The organism is Tritonibacter litoralis (assembly GCF_009496005.1).
GTDB lineage: Bacteria > Pseudomonadota > Alphaproteobacteria > Rhodobacterales > Rhodobacteraceae > Epibacterium > Epibacterium litoralis.
The window spans coordinates 20637-37349 of sequence record NZ_WIBF01000021.1 but is presented as its reverse complement, the minus strand read 5'-3'; the positions used below and the strand labels follow the sequence as shown (position 1 = coordinate 37349).

The following is a 16713-nucleotide window of genomic DNA, read 5'->3' as shown; positions in this document are numbered from 1 at the left end:
GCCACATTCAGCGTGCCATCGGCAAACCAGTTGATCGACACATTGCCCGGCGCAAAGCTCACATCTTTGACTTGGGTGAACGGTTTGATCCAATCCACCCGCTTCGCCTGCTCGCCCCAAAACGCATCAGGATCAGAAACAGATGCAGAATAAAGGCTGTCATAGGCCGCTTTGGTGACATTGGTCTGCGCGACAAATTCGGTGGACGGTGCATAGGTGGCGTTGGTGACGTCAGCTGACATGCGGTCTCTCCTCCCAAGAGCTATGTTCGGTGCCGCGCCCCTCCAGCCGCAGCTTTGTCAAAAGGATAGGCGAAACTGAAAAGAACTGAATAAATAACTGAAAGAACGTAGCAAAAATGTAAAATAGCTTTCGGAATATTGTGTGAATGATGTAAAGAAAATTTCAAATCGTGAGAGTCTCACACGTTTTCTTAGGGTTAGCAGATGGGGTTCAGACGGCGCTGCAGCTGGGGAAATGACCCGCCGCACACCGCCGAACGTTGCAATCATGGGGAGAGTGAAGCTTGTGAGGTTGGGAGACTTAAGTCGCAGGAGAATCGCCTTAGCGCTAACAGGGCCGATCAAGGTGCTCTGGAAAAGAATCGATTCGCGGCAACGGCTTGGTCAGCCGAGGGTGGAATGCGCTGCTTAAACGTCGGGCAACCCAGCGATCAGATCTGTAAAATTGAGAGTCTGAGGAATAATTTTTTCCAACTGGTCAAGAAAACATGCAAACCTGCGGCAATAATAATGACAGGGAGCCTGAAGATGACTTTGAAAACAGATGAATTCAAAATGAGCCGCCGAGCCATTTTGGCCGGAAGTGCTGCGGCTGGCGTGATGGCGGTGGCACAGCCGCAAGGTGTTTGGGCGGCAGAACCGCTGAAGGTTGCGGGGATCTATACCGTGCCGGTGGAGCAGCAATGGGTCAGCCGCATTCATGTGGCCGCTTTGGCTGCGCAGGAGCGCGGCGACATTACTTATACGTTCTCGGAAAACACGGCCAACACCGATTATCCGCGGGTTCTGCGCGAATATGCGGAACAGGGCATGGATATGATCGTGGGTGAGATCTTTGGCGTTGAAGCCGAAGCGCGCGAGGTGATGGCCGATTATCCGGATGTGGCCTTTCTGATGGGCTCTTCGTTCAAAGAGGATCCAAGCCTGCCGAACCTGTCCGTCTTTGACAATTACATCCAGGATGCGTCCTATCTGTCCGGGATTATTGCGGGCGCTATGACCACATCTGGCAATATCGGAATGGTTGGCGGTTTCCCGATCCCCGAGGTGAACCGGTTGATGCATGCCTTTATGGCGGGCGCGCAAGAGATGAACCCTGACATCAAATTCCAGGTCTCCTTTATCGGGTCCTGGTTTGATCCGCCCAAGGCAAAAGAGACCGCCTATGCGATGATCGAGAACGGCGCGGATATGCTTTATGCGGAACGCTTTGGCGTGTCGGATGCGGCCAAGGAAAAGGGGATCCTGGCGATTGGCAATGTGATCGATACGCAATCAGATTACCCGGACACGGTTGTCGCCTCGGCGCTGTGGCATTTTGAACCGACGCTGGATGCGGCGATTGCAGCGGTCAAGTCGGGCACGTTTGCGGCTGCCGATTACGGTGTCTATTCCTTTATGCAGGAGGGCGGCTGTTCCCTGGCACCTTATGGCACATTCGAGGGCAAGATCCCCCAAGCGGCCTTGGATCTGGTGGCCGCAAAGACGGCGGCGATCAAGGATGGCTCCTTTGCGGTGACCATCAACGACGAAGAGCCGAAATCCTCGTAATATGACACGTCAAACTGAGGCGCAGCATATGGTGCTGCGCCTGTCCAAAATTACCAAACGCTTTGGAAAGGTGGTGGCAAATGATGCCGTCAGCCTGGATCTGGCGCGCGGTGAAGTGGTGGCGCTGCTTGGTGAAAACGGGGCAGGCAAGACCACATTGATGAATATCCTCTTTGGCCAATATGCGGCGGATGAGGGCTTTGTTGAGGTGTTCGGCCACCGTTTGCCGCCGGGATCGCCGCGTGCAGCATTGGAAGCGGGCGTTGGGATGGTGCATCAGCACTTCACCCTGGCCGAAAACCTGACGGTTTGGGAAAACATCACTCTGGGCACCATGCCGCTGTTTGGGCGCAGCCTGGCCGCGCGCGGGGCCAAGGCGCGTATTCGCGATCTGGCGGCGGATTTTAAACTGGCGGTAGATCCGGATGCGCTGGTCTCTGACCTGACGGTGGGGGAGCGGCAGCGGGTGGAGATCCTAAAGGCGCTGTATCGTGATGCGCGGATCCTGATCCTGGATGAACCCACCGCCGTTTTAACCCCACAAGAGGCCGATGGGCTGTTTGCCACCCTGCGCAAAGCGGTGGAGCAGGGGCTGTCGGTGGTCTTTATCTCGCACAAGCTGCATGAGGTGATGGCGATTGCCGACCGGGTGGTGGTTCTGCGCCATGGGCGGCTTGCGGCGACCCGAAAGACTGCCGAAACCACCCGTGAAGAGTTGGCATCCCTGATGGTGATCGGCGCGACCCAGTCGCCGGAATTTGCCACCCGCCCGGCGGGGCCTGCGCTGATGACATTGACGGGTGTTGGCACCGGGACGGACATGGGCGGTGTGCCGCTGCGGGATGTGACCATGACCTTGCATGGCGGCCAGATCACCGGGCTGGCGGGCGTGTCTGGCAATGGTCAGGCGGCGCTGTCGGATCTGGTTGCGGGGCTTTTGGCACCAACGGCAGGCCAGATGCAATTGGCAGAGGTCCAGGTCGCCAATTGGAGCCCGCGTCAGGCGCTTGCCCATGGCATTGCCCGTATTCCCGAAGATCGGCACAAGACCGGCACCATTGCCGATTTTGATCTGACCGAAAACGCGATGCTGGAACAGTATAACACCGAATTTGCCCATCGCGGCTGGATCAACTGGCGCAAAGCGCGCGTGCATGCCGAGCGGCTGATTGACACCTATGATATTCGCTGCCCTGGCCCCGACACGCGCATTCGGCTGCTGTCAGGTGGCAACATGCAGAAACTGATCCTGGGTCGCGCGCTGGAAACAGACCCGACAATTATCCTGGCAAACCAGCCGGTGCGGGGGTTGGACATCGGTGCGGTGAATTATGTGCATACCCGTCTGGGCGAAGCCCGCGATCGTGGTGCGGCGGTGCTGCTGATCTCTGAGGATCTGGATGAAATTATGAAGTTAAGCGACGTGATCCATGTGATCTCAGAAGGGCGGTTGAGCCCCGGTTTCGCGCGCGGCAGCATTGATGCGGCGGGTCTGGGAGCCTGGATGGCGGGCGACGGGTTTGCGGAGGCAACTCATGCGTCTTGAACCCATTTCAAACCCCACATTGGCGCGCCGGGTGGTGCCGCCAGCGGTGGCCATTGCCGCCAGTTTTCTGATTGCAGCGCTGTTGGCGATGATTGCCGGGGGCAACCCGTTTCAGGTCTTTGGCCTGATTATCCAAGGCGCGCTGGGGTCAAAATTTGCCATTCTGGAAACCCTCAATCGCGCGACGCCGCTGATCTTTACCGGTCTTGCGGTTGCGGTCGCCTTTCGGGCCAAACTGTGGAACATCGGGGCCGAGGCGCAGTTGTACATGGGCGCGGTGGTCACCGTGGTGCTGGGCACCGGCGCGGTTGCCTGGCCAGCGGGTCTGTTGCTGCCGCTGATTGTGGTTGTGGCCGTTCTGGCGGGCGGTATTTTGTTGCTGGTGCCTGCAGTGCTGAAAACTCGGCTGGGGGTGGATGAGGTTGTGACGACCTTGTTGTTCAACTTTATCTTCCTCTTGTTTGTGTCCTACCTGCTGGAAGGCCCGTTGAAAGATCCGATGGGCATGGGGTGGCCGAAATCCGCCCGGTTGGTGAGTGAGGCCCGCTTGCCCCGGATCGTCGATGGGCTGCGGTTGCATTGGGGGTTTGGCCTCGCGCTGATTGCGGCCGCTGCGATCTGGGTCATTGACCGGTTCACCACACTGGGGTTTGAAATGCGCGCCGTGGGTCAAAATGCTGAGGCTGCGCGGTTTGCGGGTATTCCGGTCAACCCGGTGATCCTGAAAACCGCACTGCTGTCCGGCGGCCTTGCCGCCATGGCTGGGTTTTCCGAGGTCGCGGGGCTCAAGGGTTCGCTGACGCAGGATCTGTCGCCGGGCTATGGCTATACCGGGATTGTGGTGGCGATGCTGGCGCTGTTGCACCCGCTTGGCGTGGTGGTTGCGGCCTTGTTTGTTGCCGCCATTTTTGTCGGAGCCGATAGTATGAGCCGAGCCGCAGGCGTGCCCACTTATTTGGCGGATATTATGCTGGCCACCGCGCTGTTGCTGACGGTTCTGGCCATTTTGATCACCAAGTTTCGCGTGCGGAGGGATTGAAGATGGATGTCATTGAAATCCTGATGTCGGCCTCCTTCTGGGCCGCTGCGATCCGCATCGCCTCGCCCTTGATCTTTGCCACGTTGGGTGAGCTGGTCTGTGAACGTGCCGGTGTTTTGAACCTCGGGATCGAGGGGATCATGGTGGCCGGTGCCTTTGCCGGTTGGATTGCAGTCTGGGCGGGCCTGCCCCTGTGGGGTGGTGTGGGTGTTGCGATGGTGGCGGGCATGGGCTTTGGCGCGCTGCACGGCGTGCTGTCGGTGCTGTTCGGCTTGTCGCAACATGTGGTGGGCGTTGGCATCACCCTGCTGGCGACCTCGCTGACGTTTTACACCTATCGCGTGGCCCTGCCCGAAGTCTCAACCCCGCCCAAGATCGAGGCGTTCCAAGTCTATGAGATCCCGATCCTGTCCAAGATCCCGGTCATCGGGCCTGCGCTCTTTGCGCAGACACCACTGACTTACCTGGCTTTTGGCCTGGCGGGGGCCTTGGCCTGGGGGCTGTATCGCACACCCTTGGGGCTGGCGATCCGCGCAGTGGGAGAAAGCCCGGCCTCGGTCGCGGCCCAGGGGTTATCGGTGGCGGCCCTTCGGATGGGGGCTGTGATCTTTGGCAGTGGCTTGATGGCGGTGGGCGGCGCCTTTCTGACCATGTCAGCCTTTGACAGTTTCTTTTTCGACATGGTGAACGGGCGCGGCTGGATCTGTATTGCGCTGGTGGTCTTTGGCGCGTGGCGACCGGGCAAAGCCCTGTTGGGCGCGATCCTTTTTGCGGCATTTGATGCGTTTCAGATCCGTCTGCAACAGACCGGGATTGGCGCGCATGTGCCCTATCAGATCTTCTTGATGATGCCCTATATCCTGTCCATTCTGGCCCTTGTCCTGATGTCGCGCCGGGCGTCTGTGCCTGCGGCGCTGATGGTGCCATTCAATAAAGGAGAGCGGTGATGTTGGATATTCTGGTCAAAGGCGGCACATTGCCGGATGGATCGGTGCAGGACATAGCCATCACCGGAGACCGGATTGTGGAGATTGCACCGCAGATCACCGCCGAGGCGGCAGAGGTGATCGATGCCACTGGCGACTTGGTGTCGCCGCCTTTTGTGGACCCGCATTTCCATATGGACGCCACCCTGTCCTATGGCACGCCGCGGGTGAACGCATCTGGAACCTTGCTGGAGGGGATCGACCTTTGGGGCGAGCTGCGGGATCTGGCCACGGTGGAGGAGATGGTCGAGCGGGGTCTGAAATACTGCGATTGGGCGGTGTCCATGGGCCTTTTGGCGATCCGCAGCCATGTGGACACGACGCCGAATCACCTGAACACGGTGACGGCTATGCTGGAGCTGCGCGACAAGGTCAAAGGCTATCTGGATCTGCAGTTGGTCGCCTTCCCGCAGGATGGCCTGTACCGCGCGCCAAACGGGCGGGAAAACCTGCTGCGGGCGTTGGATATGGGCGTGGATGTTGTGGGCGGCATCCCGCATTTTGAACGCACCATGGCGGATGGCGCGGCCTCGCTCACCGATCTTTGCCAGATCGCAGCGGACCGGGGCCTGATGGTGGATATCCATTGTGATGAGACCGACGACCCGCTGTCGCGCCATATTGAAACGCTGGCCTACGAGACCACGCGGCTTGGATTGCAAGGGCGGGTGGCAGGCAGTCATCTGACCTCGATGCATTCGATGGACAATTACTATGTCTCGAAACTCCTGCCGCTGATGGCCGAGGCTGAGATCAGCGCCATTCCCAATCCGTTGATCAATATCGTCCTGCAGGGGCGCCATGACACATTCCCCAAACGGCGGGGTCTGACGCGGGTCAAGGAAATGCAAGCCATGGGTATTCGCGTCGGCTGGGGACAGGATTGCGTGCTGGATCCCTGGTACAGCCTGGGCACGGCAGACATGCTGGACGTGGCCTTTATGGGATTACACGTGGCTCAGATGACCCATCCCGACGAGATGGCGCGCTGTTTCACCATGGTGACCGAGACCAATGCGCAGATCCTGGGCCTGCAGGATTATGGGTTGAAAGTGGGCGCGCAGGCCTCGCTGGTGGTGCTGGATGCGGGTTCGCCAACCGAGGCGCTGCGCCTGCGGGCCCCGCGCTTGGCGGTGATTTCCAAAGGTCGGATTGTGGCCCGCGGCGCGCGCGGCGATGCGCAGCTTGATCTGCCGGGGCGCCCCGACGTGGTGGCCCGTCGGATGGATGTCTAAAATATACATCTGCGCCACCGGCTTGCCGAAAAAATAGACAGGCCGGTGGAAAAACGCTCGGAAACTTTAAGCTTAACTTGTTTTGAAAAACCGCTCTGCGTTTCAATGATCGCATAGAGCCGAACGCTCTTTCACGATGACAATTGAATAGATCCGATCCCGGCCGCCCACGACCGGTGATCTTTGACTGGAGTATAAGCAGGCAGTGCCATTGTGGCGCAGGTCATTGCTCCCCTGGATAAGGATGGATGCAATGACGCATGACCTCGCGGAACTGCGCAAGGAAACTGGTATTGGCGCAACGGGTGTAACAATCGACCGGGATGTACCGGTGATTGATATGTCCGATTTTGGCACCCGGCGGGCCGACATCACAGAAGAACTGTGGCAGGCGGCAACTGAGATTGGGTTTTTTCAACTCAAGAACCACGGGATCCCGCAGGAACTGATCGACACAGCCTTTGCCCAATCCGCCCAGCTGTTTGCCAAGCCCGAGGCGACCAAGGCCAAGATGCCCCTGAAACCCGGCACCAATGCGGGGTGGGAGTATAAGGCGCAGGTCCGCCCGTCGACTGGAACGGCGGATCAAAAAGAAAGCTATCAGATCACCTTGCCGCGGATGGCGGGCCTATGGCCCGATACAGCCGAGATGCCGGATTTCAAAGCAAGCATGTTGGCGTTTGAACGCCATAACTGGGCGCTGGCCATGCGGGTTCTGTCCTGTTTTGCGGATAAACTGGGCGTGTCGCCTGCGGTCTTTATCGACGGTCACGACCCGCTTTCGGATCAATACCAGTCCACTTTGCGGCTGTTGCACTACCTGGATATGAAAGACGCCAAGCCCGAGGATTTCAAATTCTGGCGGGCTGGGGCGCATACGGATTTTGACTGTTTGACGTTGTTGCATCAGCGCAGCGGGCAGGGCGGTTTGCAGGTCTGTCCGGGCAAAGATTCCGACGGACGCGTGCTGGGCTGGACCGATGTGCCGCCACAGGATGGGATCATCACCTGCAATATCGGTGATATGTTGATGCGCTGGAGCGATGATCAGCTGCTGTCAAACCTGCATCGGGTGCGTATGCCCAAAGAAGGCGAAAGCCTGGATGCGCGTTATTCCATTGCCTATTTCGCCCAGGCCAATATGGACACCGTCCTGCAAGGCCCGGCGCAGAAATACGAGCCGATCACAGCGCATGATTACATCCAGATGCGTTTGGGTGCGAATTTCGCGGGAAAGGCCGGGTGAATGACAGGCCTAAGCCGGACACCGCGCGGTCACCTCGATCTCGACCACAAACTCAGGGCGGGTAAAGCCCGAAACGATCATCAGCGTGGATGCGGGCAGATGTGGCACATCCGCCAGCCAGGCATCGCGCGCCACCATATATCCCGCCATATGCTCACGCCCGGTGACAAAGGCATTGATACGCAGAACATCCGCGCGGCTGGCACCGCCGTCCTGCAGGATCAGGTCGATATTGTGGAAAATCAGATCCGCCTGCGCCTGCGCGCCAATGGGTGTGGTGCCGTCAACGCTCAGCGCCAATTGGCCGGAGGTCAGCAACAGGCCCGAAGCGGGATCAAGAACACCATGGGCATACCGCGCAAAAGGTGCGGCCATCTGGGTGGGGGTCAGGCTTTTGATCATGGGGCGGCTCCTTGGTTGCTCCCAAATGACCCGGCGCGCCGGATCAACACAAGCCCCGCGCACCCATCCCATGGGCCAGCCGCAGCCCATGCCCGAATTTCAACCATTTTGCCGCCTTTGACCCAAAGGCGCGCAGCCCGGACCCCTGCATCAAGAACAGGTGGCCACCCCAAACAGACCCACAATCCGACATGGAGTGAAACATGAAAAAACTGAGCTTTACCGCCCTGGCGTTGATCAGCGCATCGCAAGTGCATGCTGGCACGACTGAGGTCACCTTTGGCACCAATTGGCTGGCACAGGCCGAGCATGGGGGCTTTTATCAGGCCGCCGCTGATGGCACCTATGAGGCATGCGGATTGAAGGTCTCGATCCTGCCCGGCGGCCCCCAAGTGAACAACCGCGCGCTGCTTTTGGCGGGCAAGATCGATTATCACATGGGCGGCGACCTGCTGCAGGCCTTTAACGCGGTCAAGGAAGGCATCCCCGTGGTCTCGGTTGCGGCGATTTTCCAGAAACACCCGCAGGTGATCGTGACCCATCCGGGTCAGGCCGAAAGCTTTGAAGATCTGAAAAAGCTGGAGCTGCTGATCGGCGACAATGGCTATCAGAGCTTTTACCAATGGATGATCGCGGCCTATGGCTTTACCGCCGAGCAGCGTCAGCCTTATACGTTCAACCCCGCGCCCTTCCTGGCGGATACGGGCAAGGCGATGCAGGGATACCTTTCGTCTGAACCCTATTTGGTGGCCAAAGAAGGCGGGTTTGAGCCGGATGTTTTCCTGATCGCCGATGCGGGCTATTCGACCTATGCCACCACGATCGAGACGATGGCGCCCACCATTGCCAGCAAACCGGATGAGGTGACCTGTTTTGTCGAAGGGTCGATCAAAGGCTGGTACAACTACCTTTATGGGGACAATGCCGCTGCCAACGCGCAGATCATGTCCGACAACCCCGAAATGACCCAGGACAAGATCGATTTTGCCATTGCCAAGATGAAGGACAATGGCATCGTGATCTCGGGCGCGGCTGAGACCAAGGGCATCGGCCTGATCGAAGAGCAGAAGGTCTCTGATTTCTACAACAAGATGGTTGAGGCGGGCGTGATCGAGGCCGGTCTGGATTATCAGGCCGCCTTTACCACCGAGTTTGTCGGCAAAGGCGTTGGTCTGGATCTGCTTCAGTAAACATTGGCACCACGGGCCGGGGATCCCGGCCCACCACCCTTTTGGGAGGAAGAAGACATGGCGGTTAAACGCGCAGCCTTGGGGCAGCGGGACGAGCTGTTGCGCATGTCCCATGTGGAAAAGACATTTCGCGGCGATGTTGTGGCCCTCAGGAATATGAATCTGACGGTGAACCAGGGGGATTTTATCTCGCTTTTGGGACCGTCGGGATGTGGAAAATCCACGGCCCTCAGATTGATCGCAGGGTTGATGCGGCCCACATCTGGGCAGATTGCCTGGTCCGGTGGGCAGGGCGAGGGGGATTTGGGTGTGGTGTTTCAGGAACCCACATTGATGCCCTGGGCGACGGTGAAATATAACGTCTGGCTGCCCTATCGCCTGCGGGGCAAGAGTTACAATTCGGTCAAGGATGAGGTGCTTTATGCGCTGAAACTGGTGGGGTTGGAGAAGTTTCAGAACGCCTATCCCCGCGAATTGTCGGGTGGCATGAAAATGCGCGTCTCTATCGCGCGGGCCATGGTGACCCAGCCGCGGCTGATCCTGATGGATGAACCCTTTGCCGCCTTGGACGAGATCACCCGGCACAAGCTGAACAATGATCTGTTGGAATTGCGCGAACGCATTGGCTGTACGGTGATTTTTGTCACCCATTCGGTGTTTGAATCGGTCTTTTTGTCGGACCGGATTGTGGTCATGGCTGCGCGCCCTGGCCGGGTGATCCGCGAATTGGAGGTCGACACGCCCTATCCCCGCGACGAGGCGTTCCGCACCTCTGCCGAATACGCCGAACATGCGCGTCTGGCGTCCGATGCCCTGCACCAAGCGATTGAGGTGGCCGCATGACCCAGGTCGACACAAGCCCAATTCTGGACGCCGAAGAAGAGGCCCGCGCGCGTCGCGACCAGATCCTGAAACTGGCGCGCTGGACCTTGCCATCTTTGGTTCTGATCCTCGCCATCGGGGCCTGGCAGGCCTATGTGACCCTGGCTGAGGTGCCCCATTACATCCTGCCGTCGCCTGCCTTGATTGCTGAAACCATGATCAAGGATTGGGGCATCCTGTGGCCCGCCATGGTGATCACCGGGCGTCTGACTCTGATCGCGCTGGTGATGGCGGTGATTGGTGGCGTGGGGCTAGCGGTGGCCTTCACCCAGTCCAAATGGGTTGAGATGTCGCTGTTTCCCTATGCGGTGGTACTGCAGGTGACGCCGGTGGTGGCGATTGCGCCTTTGTTGCAGATCTATGTGGACAGCGCCTTTGTGGCGGCTTTGCTGTGCGCCTGGATCGTGGCGTTTTTCCCGATCCTGTCGAACACCACTATTGGTCTGAAATCCGCCGATCACAATCTGCAGGACCTGTTTTCCATTTACGGCGCGACAGGCTGGCAACGGCTGCGGTATCTGACTGCGCCCTCGGCGCTGCCGTTCTTTCTGGGTGGGTTGAAAATCGCTGGTGGACTGGCGCTGATCGGTGCGGTGGTGGCGGAATTTGTCATTGGCCGGGCAGGCACCGGGCTGGGGCTGGCGTCTACGCTGCTTGAAGCGTCATACCGGTTCAATTTCGGCAGGCTTTACGCGGCTTTGATCCTGATTTCCGCCATGGGTGTTCTGGTGTTCGCGCTCATGAGCCTGATCAGCCACCTGTGCCTTTATCGCTGGCACGAAAGCGCATTGAAACGAGAGTAACGATGGATTTTAAAACCCTTCCCACCGGCGCATTTACGCTGAACAACGTGACCGTTCCAGCCAGCCTGCTGGATCAACCCGGCGATCTGATACGGGTTGATCTGGGCATCGCTGATGGCAAAATCGTGGCCCCAACCGGGCCTGCGGTGGACATGGCGGGCGTCATGGTTCTGCCCGCCTTTGTCGATGCTCATACCCATCTGGACAAGGGCCATATCATGCCGCGGGCCGCCAACCCGGATGGGACGTTTATGGGAGCCTTGACCACGGTCAAGGAGGATCACGCCAATTGGAGCAGCGATGATGTGCGCCGCCGGGCTGATTTCGCGCTGCGCTGCGCCTATGCCCATGGCACCCGCGCCATTCGCACCCATCTCGACAGCCCGCCGGGGCAGGATGATATCTCGTGGCCGGTGTTTGCCGAGCTGCGTGACGCCTGGGCCGGACGGATCGATTTGCAGGCCGCCTGTCTGGGCGGTTGTGACAGGGTTGAGATTGACGGGCGGTTCCTGCACACGGCGGATCTGGTCGCGCAATACGGTGGCGTTTTGGGGCTGGTGACCTATCCGATGGAGGGTCTGAAACCGCTGTTGGTCAAATTCTTTGCCCTGGCGGCGGAACGGCATCTGCCGGTGGATTTCCACGTGGACGAGACGATGGACCCCACGTCAGAAACGCTGCGCACCATCTGTGAAGCTAAGTTAGAGACCGGGTTTGATGCACCGATCCAAGTGGGCCACCTGTGTTCCTTGTCTGCTCAGGATGAGACACGCGCGCTGGATACATTGGATCTGGTGGCAAAGGCGGGGCTGAATGTGGTCAGCCTGCCCATGTGCAACATGTATCTGCAGGACCGCGACACGGGCCGCACCCCCCGCAGGCGGGGCGTCACCCTGGTGCATGAGATGAAGGCGCGCGGCATTCCTGTCTCCTTTGCCTCGGACAATACGCGCGATCCGTTTTATGCCTATGGCGACTTGGACATGATAGAAGTCCTGCGCGAGGCCACCCGGATCGCCCATCTGGATCATTCCGACCCGGATTGGATCCGCGCCTTTTCTAGCACGCCTGCGCGTGCCTGTGGGTTCGCGCCCACCAGCCTGGCCGCTGGAGCACCGGCGGATCTGGTGATCTGCCCCGCGCGCAACTGGACCGAGCTGATGGCGCGCCCGCAGTCCAACCGCATTGTGCTGCGCGATGGCGCAGTGATTGACCGGACCCTGCCGGATTACGCCGAACTTGATGATTTGTTTGAATAAGACCTGACCCAAGGACCTGAGATGACCCATATCGATGCCGCCAAGGCCGCCCTTGCCCATTTGGATATCGAAGAAAACCCAAACGCGATCACCGCTGCCTCGCGCGATTTTTTCTGGTATTCGCCCGTGCTCAAGAAACGTCTGGACCATCTGCGGGCTGATTTTGTCGTGCGTCCGCGCAGCGAGGCCGAGGTGATAGAGGTTTTGAAAACCTGTTACGCCCATGACGTGCCCGTCACCACCCGCGGGGCCGGGACCGGCAACTATGGGCAGGCGATGCCGATGCGCGGCGGCTGTGTCATGCATTTGCGCCATATGACAGCGGTCAAATCCTGCGAACCCGGTCGGGTGGTGGTGGAACCCGGTTGCCTGCTGAAGGACCTCGATGCCTTTTGCAAGGAACAGGCAGGCCACGAGCTGCGGATGGTGTCCTCCACATGGTCAACGGCCACCATCGGCGGTTTTATCGCGGGGGGCTCCGGCGGGGTTGGATCGGTCACCTGGGGGTCGCTGCGGGATCTGGGCAATATCATCCGCCTTCGTGTTGTCACCATGGAGGAAGAGCCGCGCGTGCTGGAATTTACCGGCGAAGAGCTGGCGCGGGTCTCCCATGCCTATGGTACCAACGGGATTATCACCGAATTGGAATTGCCGCTGGCGCCGGCCTATGATTGGACCGGCGTCTTTGTGAAGACCAAGGATTTTGCCGCCGCCATGGCCTTGGCCGAGGATCTGGCGAATTCAGACGGGATTTTGTTGAAAATCGCCTCGGTCTACGAGGCGCCAACCGCCAAATCCTATTTCCAACGCGTGGCCCCTTTTGTGGAGGATGATGACCATCTGGTTGGGCTGATGGTGGCTCCGCAGTCGATGGCGGGGCTGGTGACCCTGTTGGCGCGTCGCCCCGAGGTGGAGATGATTTACCGCAGTGACGATCACGACTGGCCGCGCAGCCCCGGTTTGGTGTTTGAATATGGCTGGAACCACACGACCTTGCGTGCGCTCAAGGTAGACCCAACGATCACCTATCTGCAGGTGCGTTATGGTTATCCCAATTCCAAAGAGCTGGTGGAGCAAATGCGCGGGTCCTTCCCGGATGGCGAGGTGATCCAGCACCTAGAGGCGATCCGGATGGAGGGCAAAGTGGCTTTTGCCGGGCTGTCGATGGTGAAATTCACCACCGAGGAACGGCTGGAAGAGATCATCCAGATCCACGAGGATGCCGGCGCGCTGATCTTTAACCCGCACCGTTATACGTTAGAGGAAGGCGGCCGACAGCATGCGGACAATCGCCAGCTGGATTTCAAGCGGGAGGCGGACCCAAAGGGGCTGTTAAATCCCGGCAAGATGGTCACATGGGATGCGCCGGATTGGGATTACAGCCGCATGTATGCCTATCCCGAGATGATGGAAGCGGACGATTAAAATGCGTGCCTTGGTCCTGTTTGCGCATCCTTGTCCCGAAAGCTTTAACGCGGCGGTGCATGAAACCGTCATCGAAGCCTTGGGGGACAGCGGATGGCAGGTTGATGATTGCAATCTTTACTCCGAAGGGTTCTCACCCGTGCTCACGACCGAGGAACGACGTGGGTATCACGACGAGCCATCCAACATCGAAACCGTGCGGGCCTATGTGGAGCGTCTGCGGGCAGCGGATGCATTGGTGATGGTGTTTCCGGTGTGGAATTTTGGCTATCCGGCCATTTTAAAAGGTTTTCTGGATCGGGTGAATTTGCCGGGGGTCAGTTTCAAACTGGAAAACGGCAAGGTCCGCCCGGGGCTGACAAATGTCAAAAAACTGGTGGCCTGCACGACCTATGGTGGCACGCGGTGGCGGGCCATGCTGAACGGTGATCCGCCGCGCAAAACAGTGACCCGGTCGCTGCGCTATGCCTGTGGCATGCCGCCGACCCGGTATTTGCCGCTGTACGATATGAACCGAAATACAGACGCAACGCGCCAGGCCCATCTGGCGCGGGTGCGACACACCATAGGAAGTTTGTAATGAAAGCTTTGGTTGTTTACTGCCATCCGCGCCCCAGCAGCTTTACCCATGCGGTCAAAGAGCGCGTGGTGAAGCGGCTGGAATTGATTGGCGCGCAAACCCGGGTTCTGGATCTGTATGACCGTCAGTTTAATCCAGTTCTCACTGCGCAGGGGCATTCGTTCTACGAGGATCAAGCGCTCAACCGAACCGGGATCGAGGAAGACTGCGAAGCGCTGGAATGGTGCGACACGATTATCTTTGTCTATCCAACCTGGTGGTATGGGCCTCCGGCGATGCTCAAAGGGTGGTTGGATCGGGTCCTGGTGCCTGGCCTTGCGTTTCACATGCCGCCGCCTGAAGGGGGCAATATCGAACCTGGGTTGCGCCATATCGAACGTTTGGGGGTCTTTACCACTTGCGGGGCCAGCTGGTGGCTGACACGGATGATTGGCGCGCCGGGGCGACGCATTTTGCAGCGGGGCGTGCGGGCCTTGTGCGCGCGGGGGTGCAAGACCGCCTTTGCCGCGCATTACCTGATGGACGGCTCCACCACCGAAAGCCGCGCCAAACATCTGGTGCGGGTGGATCGGCGGCTGGATTACCTGCTGACCCCCTATTGAAAGGCGCTGACATGATACCTGTTTTGGATTGGCACCAGAACGCGGCGGATCCCGCAGGCTTTGCCGCCGCTTTGGGGCAGGCCTGCCGGGACACCGGGTTTTTTCTGATCACGAACCATCCGCTGCCGATGGCGCTGGTACAAGAGCTCTTTGCCCAGGCGGATGCGTTTTTTGCCCAACCGGATGTGGCCAAGGCACCGCTGTCGATTGCCAATAACCCGCACAATCGTGGATGGGCGGCGGTTGGGTCGGAACGGTTGGATGAAACCTCGGGGCAGGTGGATCAGAAACAGGCGTTTAACGTGGGGTTTGATCTGGCGGTGGATGACCCACGGGTTCTGGCAGGAGAGCCGTTTCGCGGGGTCAATGTCTGGCCTGATTTGCCGGGGTTTCGCGACACGGCCTTGCAATACTATGACGCGGCGCTGGCCTTTGGCGTGGCCCTTCACCGCGCGTTTGAGGTGGATCTGGGGCTGGATCCGGGGTTCTTTGCTCCGCATTTCACCGCACCCATGGCTACCTTGCGCATGCTGTCCTATCCACCCGCGCAAGGCCTCGCGGATGAGATCGGCGCGGGCGCTCATACGGATTATGGCAGTATCACACTGCTGATGACGGATGATGCGCCGGGGCTGCAAGTGCGTCCGCGCGGTGGCCATTGGACCGATGTGCCCCATGTGCCGGGTGCCTTTGTGGTCAATATTGGCGATTGCCTGATGCGGTGGAGCAATAACACCTATGTCTCGACCCCGCACCGGGTTCTGGCCCCGCCTCGGGCCCGGCGCTCGATTGCGTTTTTCCTTGATCCCAATCCAGACAGTCTGATTGCAGCCCTTCCGGGCACCGGTGCCCCCGCCTTTGCCCCCATTTTGGCCGCCGACTATCTGCGGATGCGGCTGACGGCGACCTATGACAGCAAGGACCCCACATGAGCGTTTATAACTGGGCCGAATGCCGCGCCCCTGATTTCGACCACATCGACCCTGATCGCAGCATCGCCATTTTGCCCACCGCTGCCATCGAACAACACGGACCGCATCTGCCGGTGGGAACGGATACGTTGATCATGGAAGGCATGCTGGCGACATTCCGCAGGTCTTGCCCCGATGATCTGGAGGCCTGGGTCTTGCCGGTGCAGGCGGTGGGGAAATCCAATGAACATTTGTGGGCCAAAGGCACGTTGACCCTGTCGGCGGCCTCTGCCTTGGAGGTCTGGACCGAGATTGGCCTGTCCATCGCCCGCGCCGGTTTTCGCAAACTGGTGATCGTCAACAGCCACGGCGGCAATCTGGATTTGATCTCGATCCTCAGCCGGGAATTGCGGATCCAGGCGGGGATGTTGGCGGTGAAATGCCAGTGGGGCAGTTTCGGCCATCCCGAGGGTCTGTTTACAGAAGAGGAACGCCGATACGGTATTCACGGCGGCGATGTTGAGACCTCGCTGATGCGTAGCTTTTTTCCGGACACGGTGGACATGACACAGGCGCAGAATTTCAAATCCGCTGCAATGACGGATCCGATCTCGCCCATTGGGCCGGTCAGCCGGGGTTGGATCGCCTCGGATCTGAATCCGGATGGCACCGTTGGGGATGCAAGCCTGGCGACCGCAGAAAAAGGCGCGGCCACGGCCCAGCATCAGGTGGCGGGGTTCATCGATCTGTTGCACAAGGTGCGGGACATTTCCCCGCCGCATATGCCTGCTACCTTGTAGGTGGAAAAGGCAGG

At 59.2% G+C, this 16713-nt stretch carries 17 protein-coding genes; 15 read left to right on the top strand and 2 right to left on the bottom strand.

From position 1 onward, the window contains the following. On the bottom strand, positions 1 to 242 hold a 242-nt coding region (locus GFB49_RS19940; RefSeq protein ID WP_281347167.1), incomplete at its 3' end, for an acetyl-coenzyme A synthetase N-terminal domain-containing protein. A gap of 528 nt (positions 243 to 770) precedes the next feature. Here GFB49_RS19940 and GFB49_RS19935 point away from each other — a divergent pair. From GFB49_RS19935 to GFB49_RS19910, 6 genes are all read left to right on the top strand, one after another. Beyond that, positions 771 to 1793: a BMP family protein gene (locus tag GFB49_RS19935; protein WP_153217932.1), complete on the top strand. Its 1023-nt coding sequence runs from the start codon at positions 771 to 773 to the stop codon at positions 1791 to 1793. Position 1794: 1 nt separating this feature from the next. Further along, positions 1795 to 3339, top strand: a complete 1545-nt coding sequence (locus GFB49_RS19930) for an ABC transporter ATP-binding protein (RefSeq protein ID WP_153217930.1) — start codon at positions 1795 to 1797, stop codon at positions 3337 to 3339. Continuing rightward, positions 3329 to 4378 carry an ABC transporter permease gene (locus GFB49_RS19925; RefSeq protein WP_153217928.1) on the top strand — a complete coding sequence of 350 codons (1050 nt, stop codon included), beginning with the start codon at positions 3329 to 3331 and terminating at the stop codon, positions 4376 to 4378. Before GFB49_RS19930 ends, GFB49_RS19925 begins: the two co-directional genes overlap by 11 nt. Positions 4379 to 4380: 2 nt before the next feature. Continuing rightward, positions 4381 to 5325: an ABC transporter permease gene (locus tag GFB49_RS19920; protein ID WP_153217926.1), complete on the top strand. Its 945-nt coding sequence runs from the start codon at positions 4381 to 4383 to the stop codon at positions 5323 to 5325. Next, positions 5325 to 6599, top strand: a complete 1275-nt coding sequence (locus tag GFB49_RS19915) for an amidohydrolase family protein (protein ID WP_153217924.1) — start codon at positions 5325 to 5327, stop codon at positions 6597 to 6599. Before GFB49_RS19920 ends, GFB49_RS19915 begins: the two co-directional genes overlap by 1 nt. Positions 6600 to 6852: 253 nt before the next feature. Continuing rightward, positions 6853 to 7845 carry an isopenicillin N synthase family dioxygenase gene (locus GFB49_RS19910; RefSeq protein ID WP_214644991.1) on the top strand — a complete coding sequence of 331 codons (993 nt, stop codon included), beginning with the start codon at positions 6853 to 6855 and terminating at the stop codon, positions 7843 to 7845. A 9-nt stretch (positions 7846 to 7854) separates the two neighbouring features. Here the strand turns inward: GFB49_RS19910 and GFB49_RS19905 are convergent, their stop codons facing one another. Continuing rightward, the gene (locus GFB49_RS19905; RefSeq protein WP_153217920.1) at positions 7855 to 8247 is read right to left on the bottom strand and encodes a RidA family protein; all 393 of its coding nucleotides are present in this window, start codon (positions 8245 to 8247) and stop codon (positions 7855 to 7857) included. Between the two features lie 203 nt (positions 8248 to 8450). Between GFB49_RS19905 and GFB49_RS19900 the strand changes: the two genes are divergently transcribed. The 9 genes from GFB49_RS19900 to GFB49_RS19860 are packed head-to-tail and all read left to right on the top strand — an operon-like array spanning position 8451 to position 16699. Next, a complete protein-coding gene (locus GFB49_RS19900; protein ID WP_153217917.1) occupies positions 8451 to 9437 on the top strand; it encodes an ABC transporter substrate-binding protein in 987 nt (328 codons plus the stop codon). Positions 9438 to 9494: 57 nt separating this feature from the next. Beyond that, positions 9495 to 10280 (top strand): ABC transporter ATP-binding protein, encoded by a 786-nt coding sequence (locus tag GFB49_RS19895; RefSeq protein ID WP_246149848.1) that lies wholly within the window; start codon positions 9495 to 9497, stop codon positions 10278 to 10280. Continuing rightward, positions 10277 to 11122 carry an ABC transporter permease gene (locus GFB49_RS19890; protein ID WP_153217915.1) on the top strand — a complete coding sequence of 282 codons (846 nt, stop codon included), beginning with the start codon at positions 10277 to 10279 and terminating at the stop codon, positions 11120 to 11122. Before GFB49_RS19895 ends, GFB49_RS19890 begins: the two co-directional genes overlap by 4 nt. Positions 11123 to 11124: 2 nt before the next feature. Then, the gene (locus tag GFB49_RS19885; RefSeq protein WP_153217913.1) at positions 11125 to 12381 is read left to right on the top strand and encodes a cytosine deaminase; all 1257 of its coding nucleotides are present in this window, start codon (positions 11125 to 11127) and stop codon (positions 12379 to 12381) included. Between the two features lie 21 nt (positions 12382 to 12402). Then, a complete protein-coding gene (locus tag GFB49_RS19880) occupies positions 12403 to 13806 on the top strand; it encodes an FAD-binding oxidoreductase (protein ID WP_153217911.1) in 1404 nt (467 codons plus the stop codon). Position 13807: 1 nt separating this feature from the next. Further along, positions 13808 to 14386: an NAD(P)H-dependent oxidoreductase gene (locus GFB49_RS19875; RefSeq protein ID WP_153217909.1), complete on the top strand. Its 579-nt coding sequence runs from the start codon at positions 13808 to 13810 to the stop codon at positions 14384 to 14386. Then, complete coding sequence (locus GFB49_RS19870; RefSeq protein ID WP_153217907.1) at positions 14386 to 14988, top strand: NAD(P)H-dependent oxidoreductase; 603 nt, start codon at positions 14386 to 14388, stop codon at positions 14986 to 14988. The genes GFB49_RS19875 and GFB49_RS19870 overlap by 1 nt, the downstream gene beginning before the upstream one ends. An 11-nt stretch (positions 14989 to 14999) precedes the next feature. Continuing rightward, a complete protein-coding gene (locus tag GFB49_RS19865; RefSeq protein ID WP_153217905.1) occupies positions 15000 to 15920 on the top strand; it encodes an isopenicillin N synthase family dioxygenase in 921 nt (306 codons plus the stop codon). Then, positions 15917 to 16699 carry a creatininase family protein gene (locus GFB49_RS19860; RefSeq protein WP_153217903.1) on the top strand — a complete coding sequence of 261 codons (783 nt, stop codon included), beginning with the start codon at positions 15917 to 15919 and terminating at the stop codon, positions 16697 to 16699. The genes GFB49_RS19865 and GFB49_RS19860 overlap by 4 nt, the downstream gene beginning before the upstream one ends. The last annotated feature ends 14 nt before the right edge of the window (positions 16700 to 16713 follow it).

Coding starts and splice junctions, on each gene's coding strand:
- GFB49_RS19890 (WP_153217915.1), top strand. CDS start 10,277: ATGACCCAGGTCGACACAAGCCCAATTCTGGACGCCGAAGAAGAGGCC.
- GFB49_RS19875 (WP_153217909.1), top strand. CDS start 13,808: ATGCGTGCCTTGGTCCTGTTTGCGCATCCTTGTCCCGAAAGCTTTAAC.
- GFB49_RS19915 (WP_153217924.1), top strand. CDS start 5,325: ATGTTGGATATTCTGGTCAAAGGCGGCACATTGCCGGATGGATCGGTG.
- GFB49_RS19905 (WP_153217920.1), bottom strand. CDS start 8,247: ATGATCAAAAGCCTGACCCCCACCCAGATGGCCGCACCTTTTGCGCGG.
- GFB49_RS19925 (WP_153217928.1), top strand. CDS start 3,329: ATGCGTCTTGAACCCATTTCAAACCCCACATTGGCGCGCCGGGTGGTG.
- GFB49_RS19930 (WP_153217930.1), top strand. CDS start 1,795: ATGACACGTCAAACTGAGGCGCAGCATATGGTGCTGCGCCTGTCCAAA.
- GFB49_RS19870 (WP_153217907.1), top strand. CDS start 14,386: ATGAAAGCTTTGGTTGTTTACTGCCATCCGCGCCCCAGCAGCTTTACC.
- GFB49_RS19885 (WP_153217913.1), top strand. CDS start 11,125: ATGGATTTTAAAACCCTTCCCACCGGCGCATTTACGCTGAACAACGTG.
- GFB49_RS19935 (WP_153217932.1), top strand. CDS start 771: ATGACTTTGAAAACAGATGAATTCAAAATGAGCCGCCGAGCCATTTTG.
- GFB49_RS19895 (WP_246149848.1), top strand. CDS start 9,495: ATGGCGGTTAAACGCGCAGCCTTGGGGCAGCGGGACGAGCTGTTGCGC.
- GFB49_RS19910 (WP_214644991.1), top strand. CDS start 6,853: ATGACGCATGACCTCGCGGAACTGCGCAAGGAAACTGGTATTGGCGCA.
- GFB49_RS19860 (WP_153217903.1), top strand. CDS start 15,917: ATGAGCGTTTATAACTGGGCCGAATGCCGCGCCCCTGATTTCGACCAC.
- GFB49_RS19920 (WP_153217926.1), top strand. CDS start 4,381: ATGGATGTCATTGAAATCCTGATGTCGGCCTCCTTCTGGGCCGCTGCG.
- GFB49_RS19900 (WP_153217917.1), top strand. CDS start 8,451: ATGAAAAAACTGAGCTTTACCGCCCTGGCGTTGATCAGCGCATCGCAA.
- GFB49_RS19880 (WP_153217911.1), top strand. CDS start 12,403: ATGACCCATATCGATGCCGCCAAGGCCGCCCTTGCCCATTTGGATATC.
- GFB49_RS19865 (WP_153217905.1), top strand. CDS start 15,000: ATGATACCTGTTTTGGATTGGCACCAGAACGCGGCGGATCCCGCAGGC.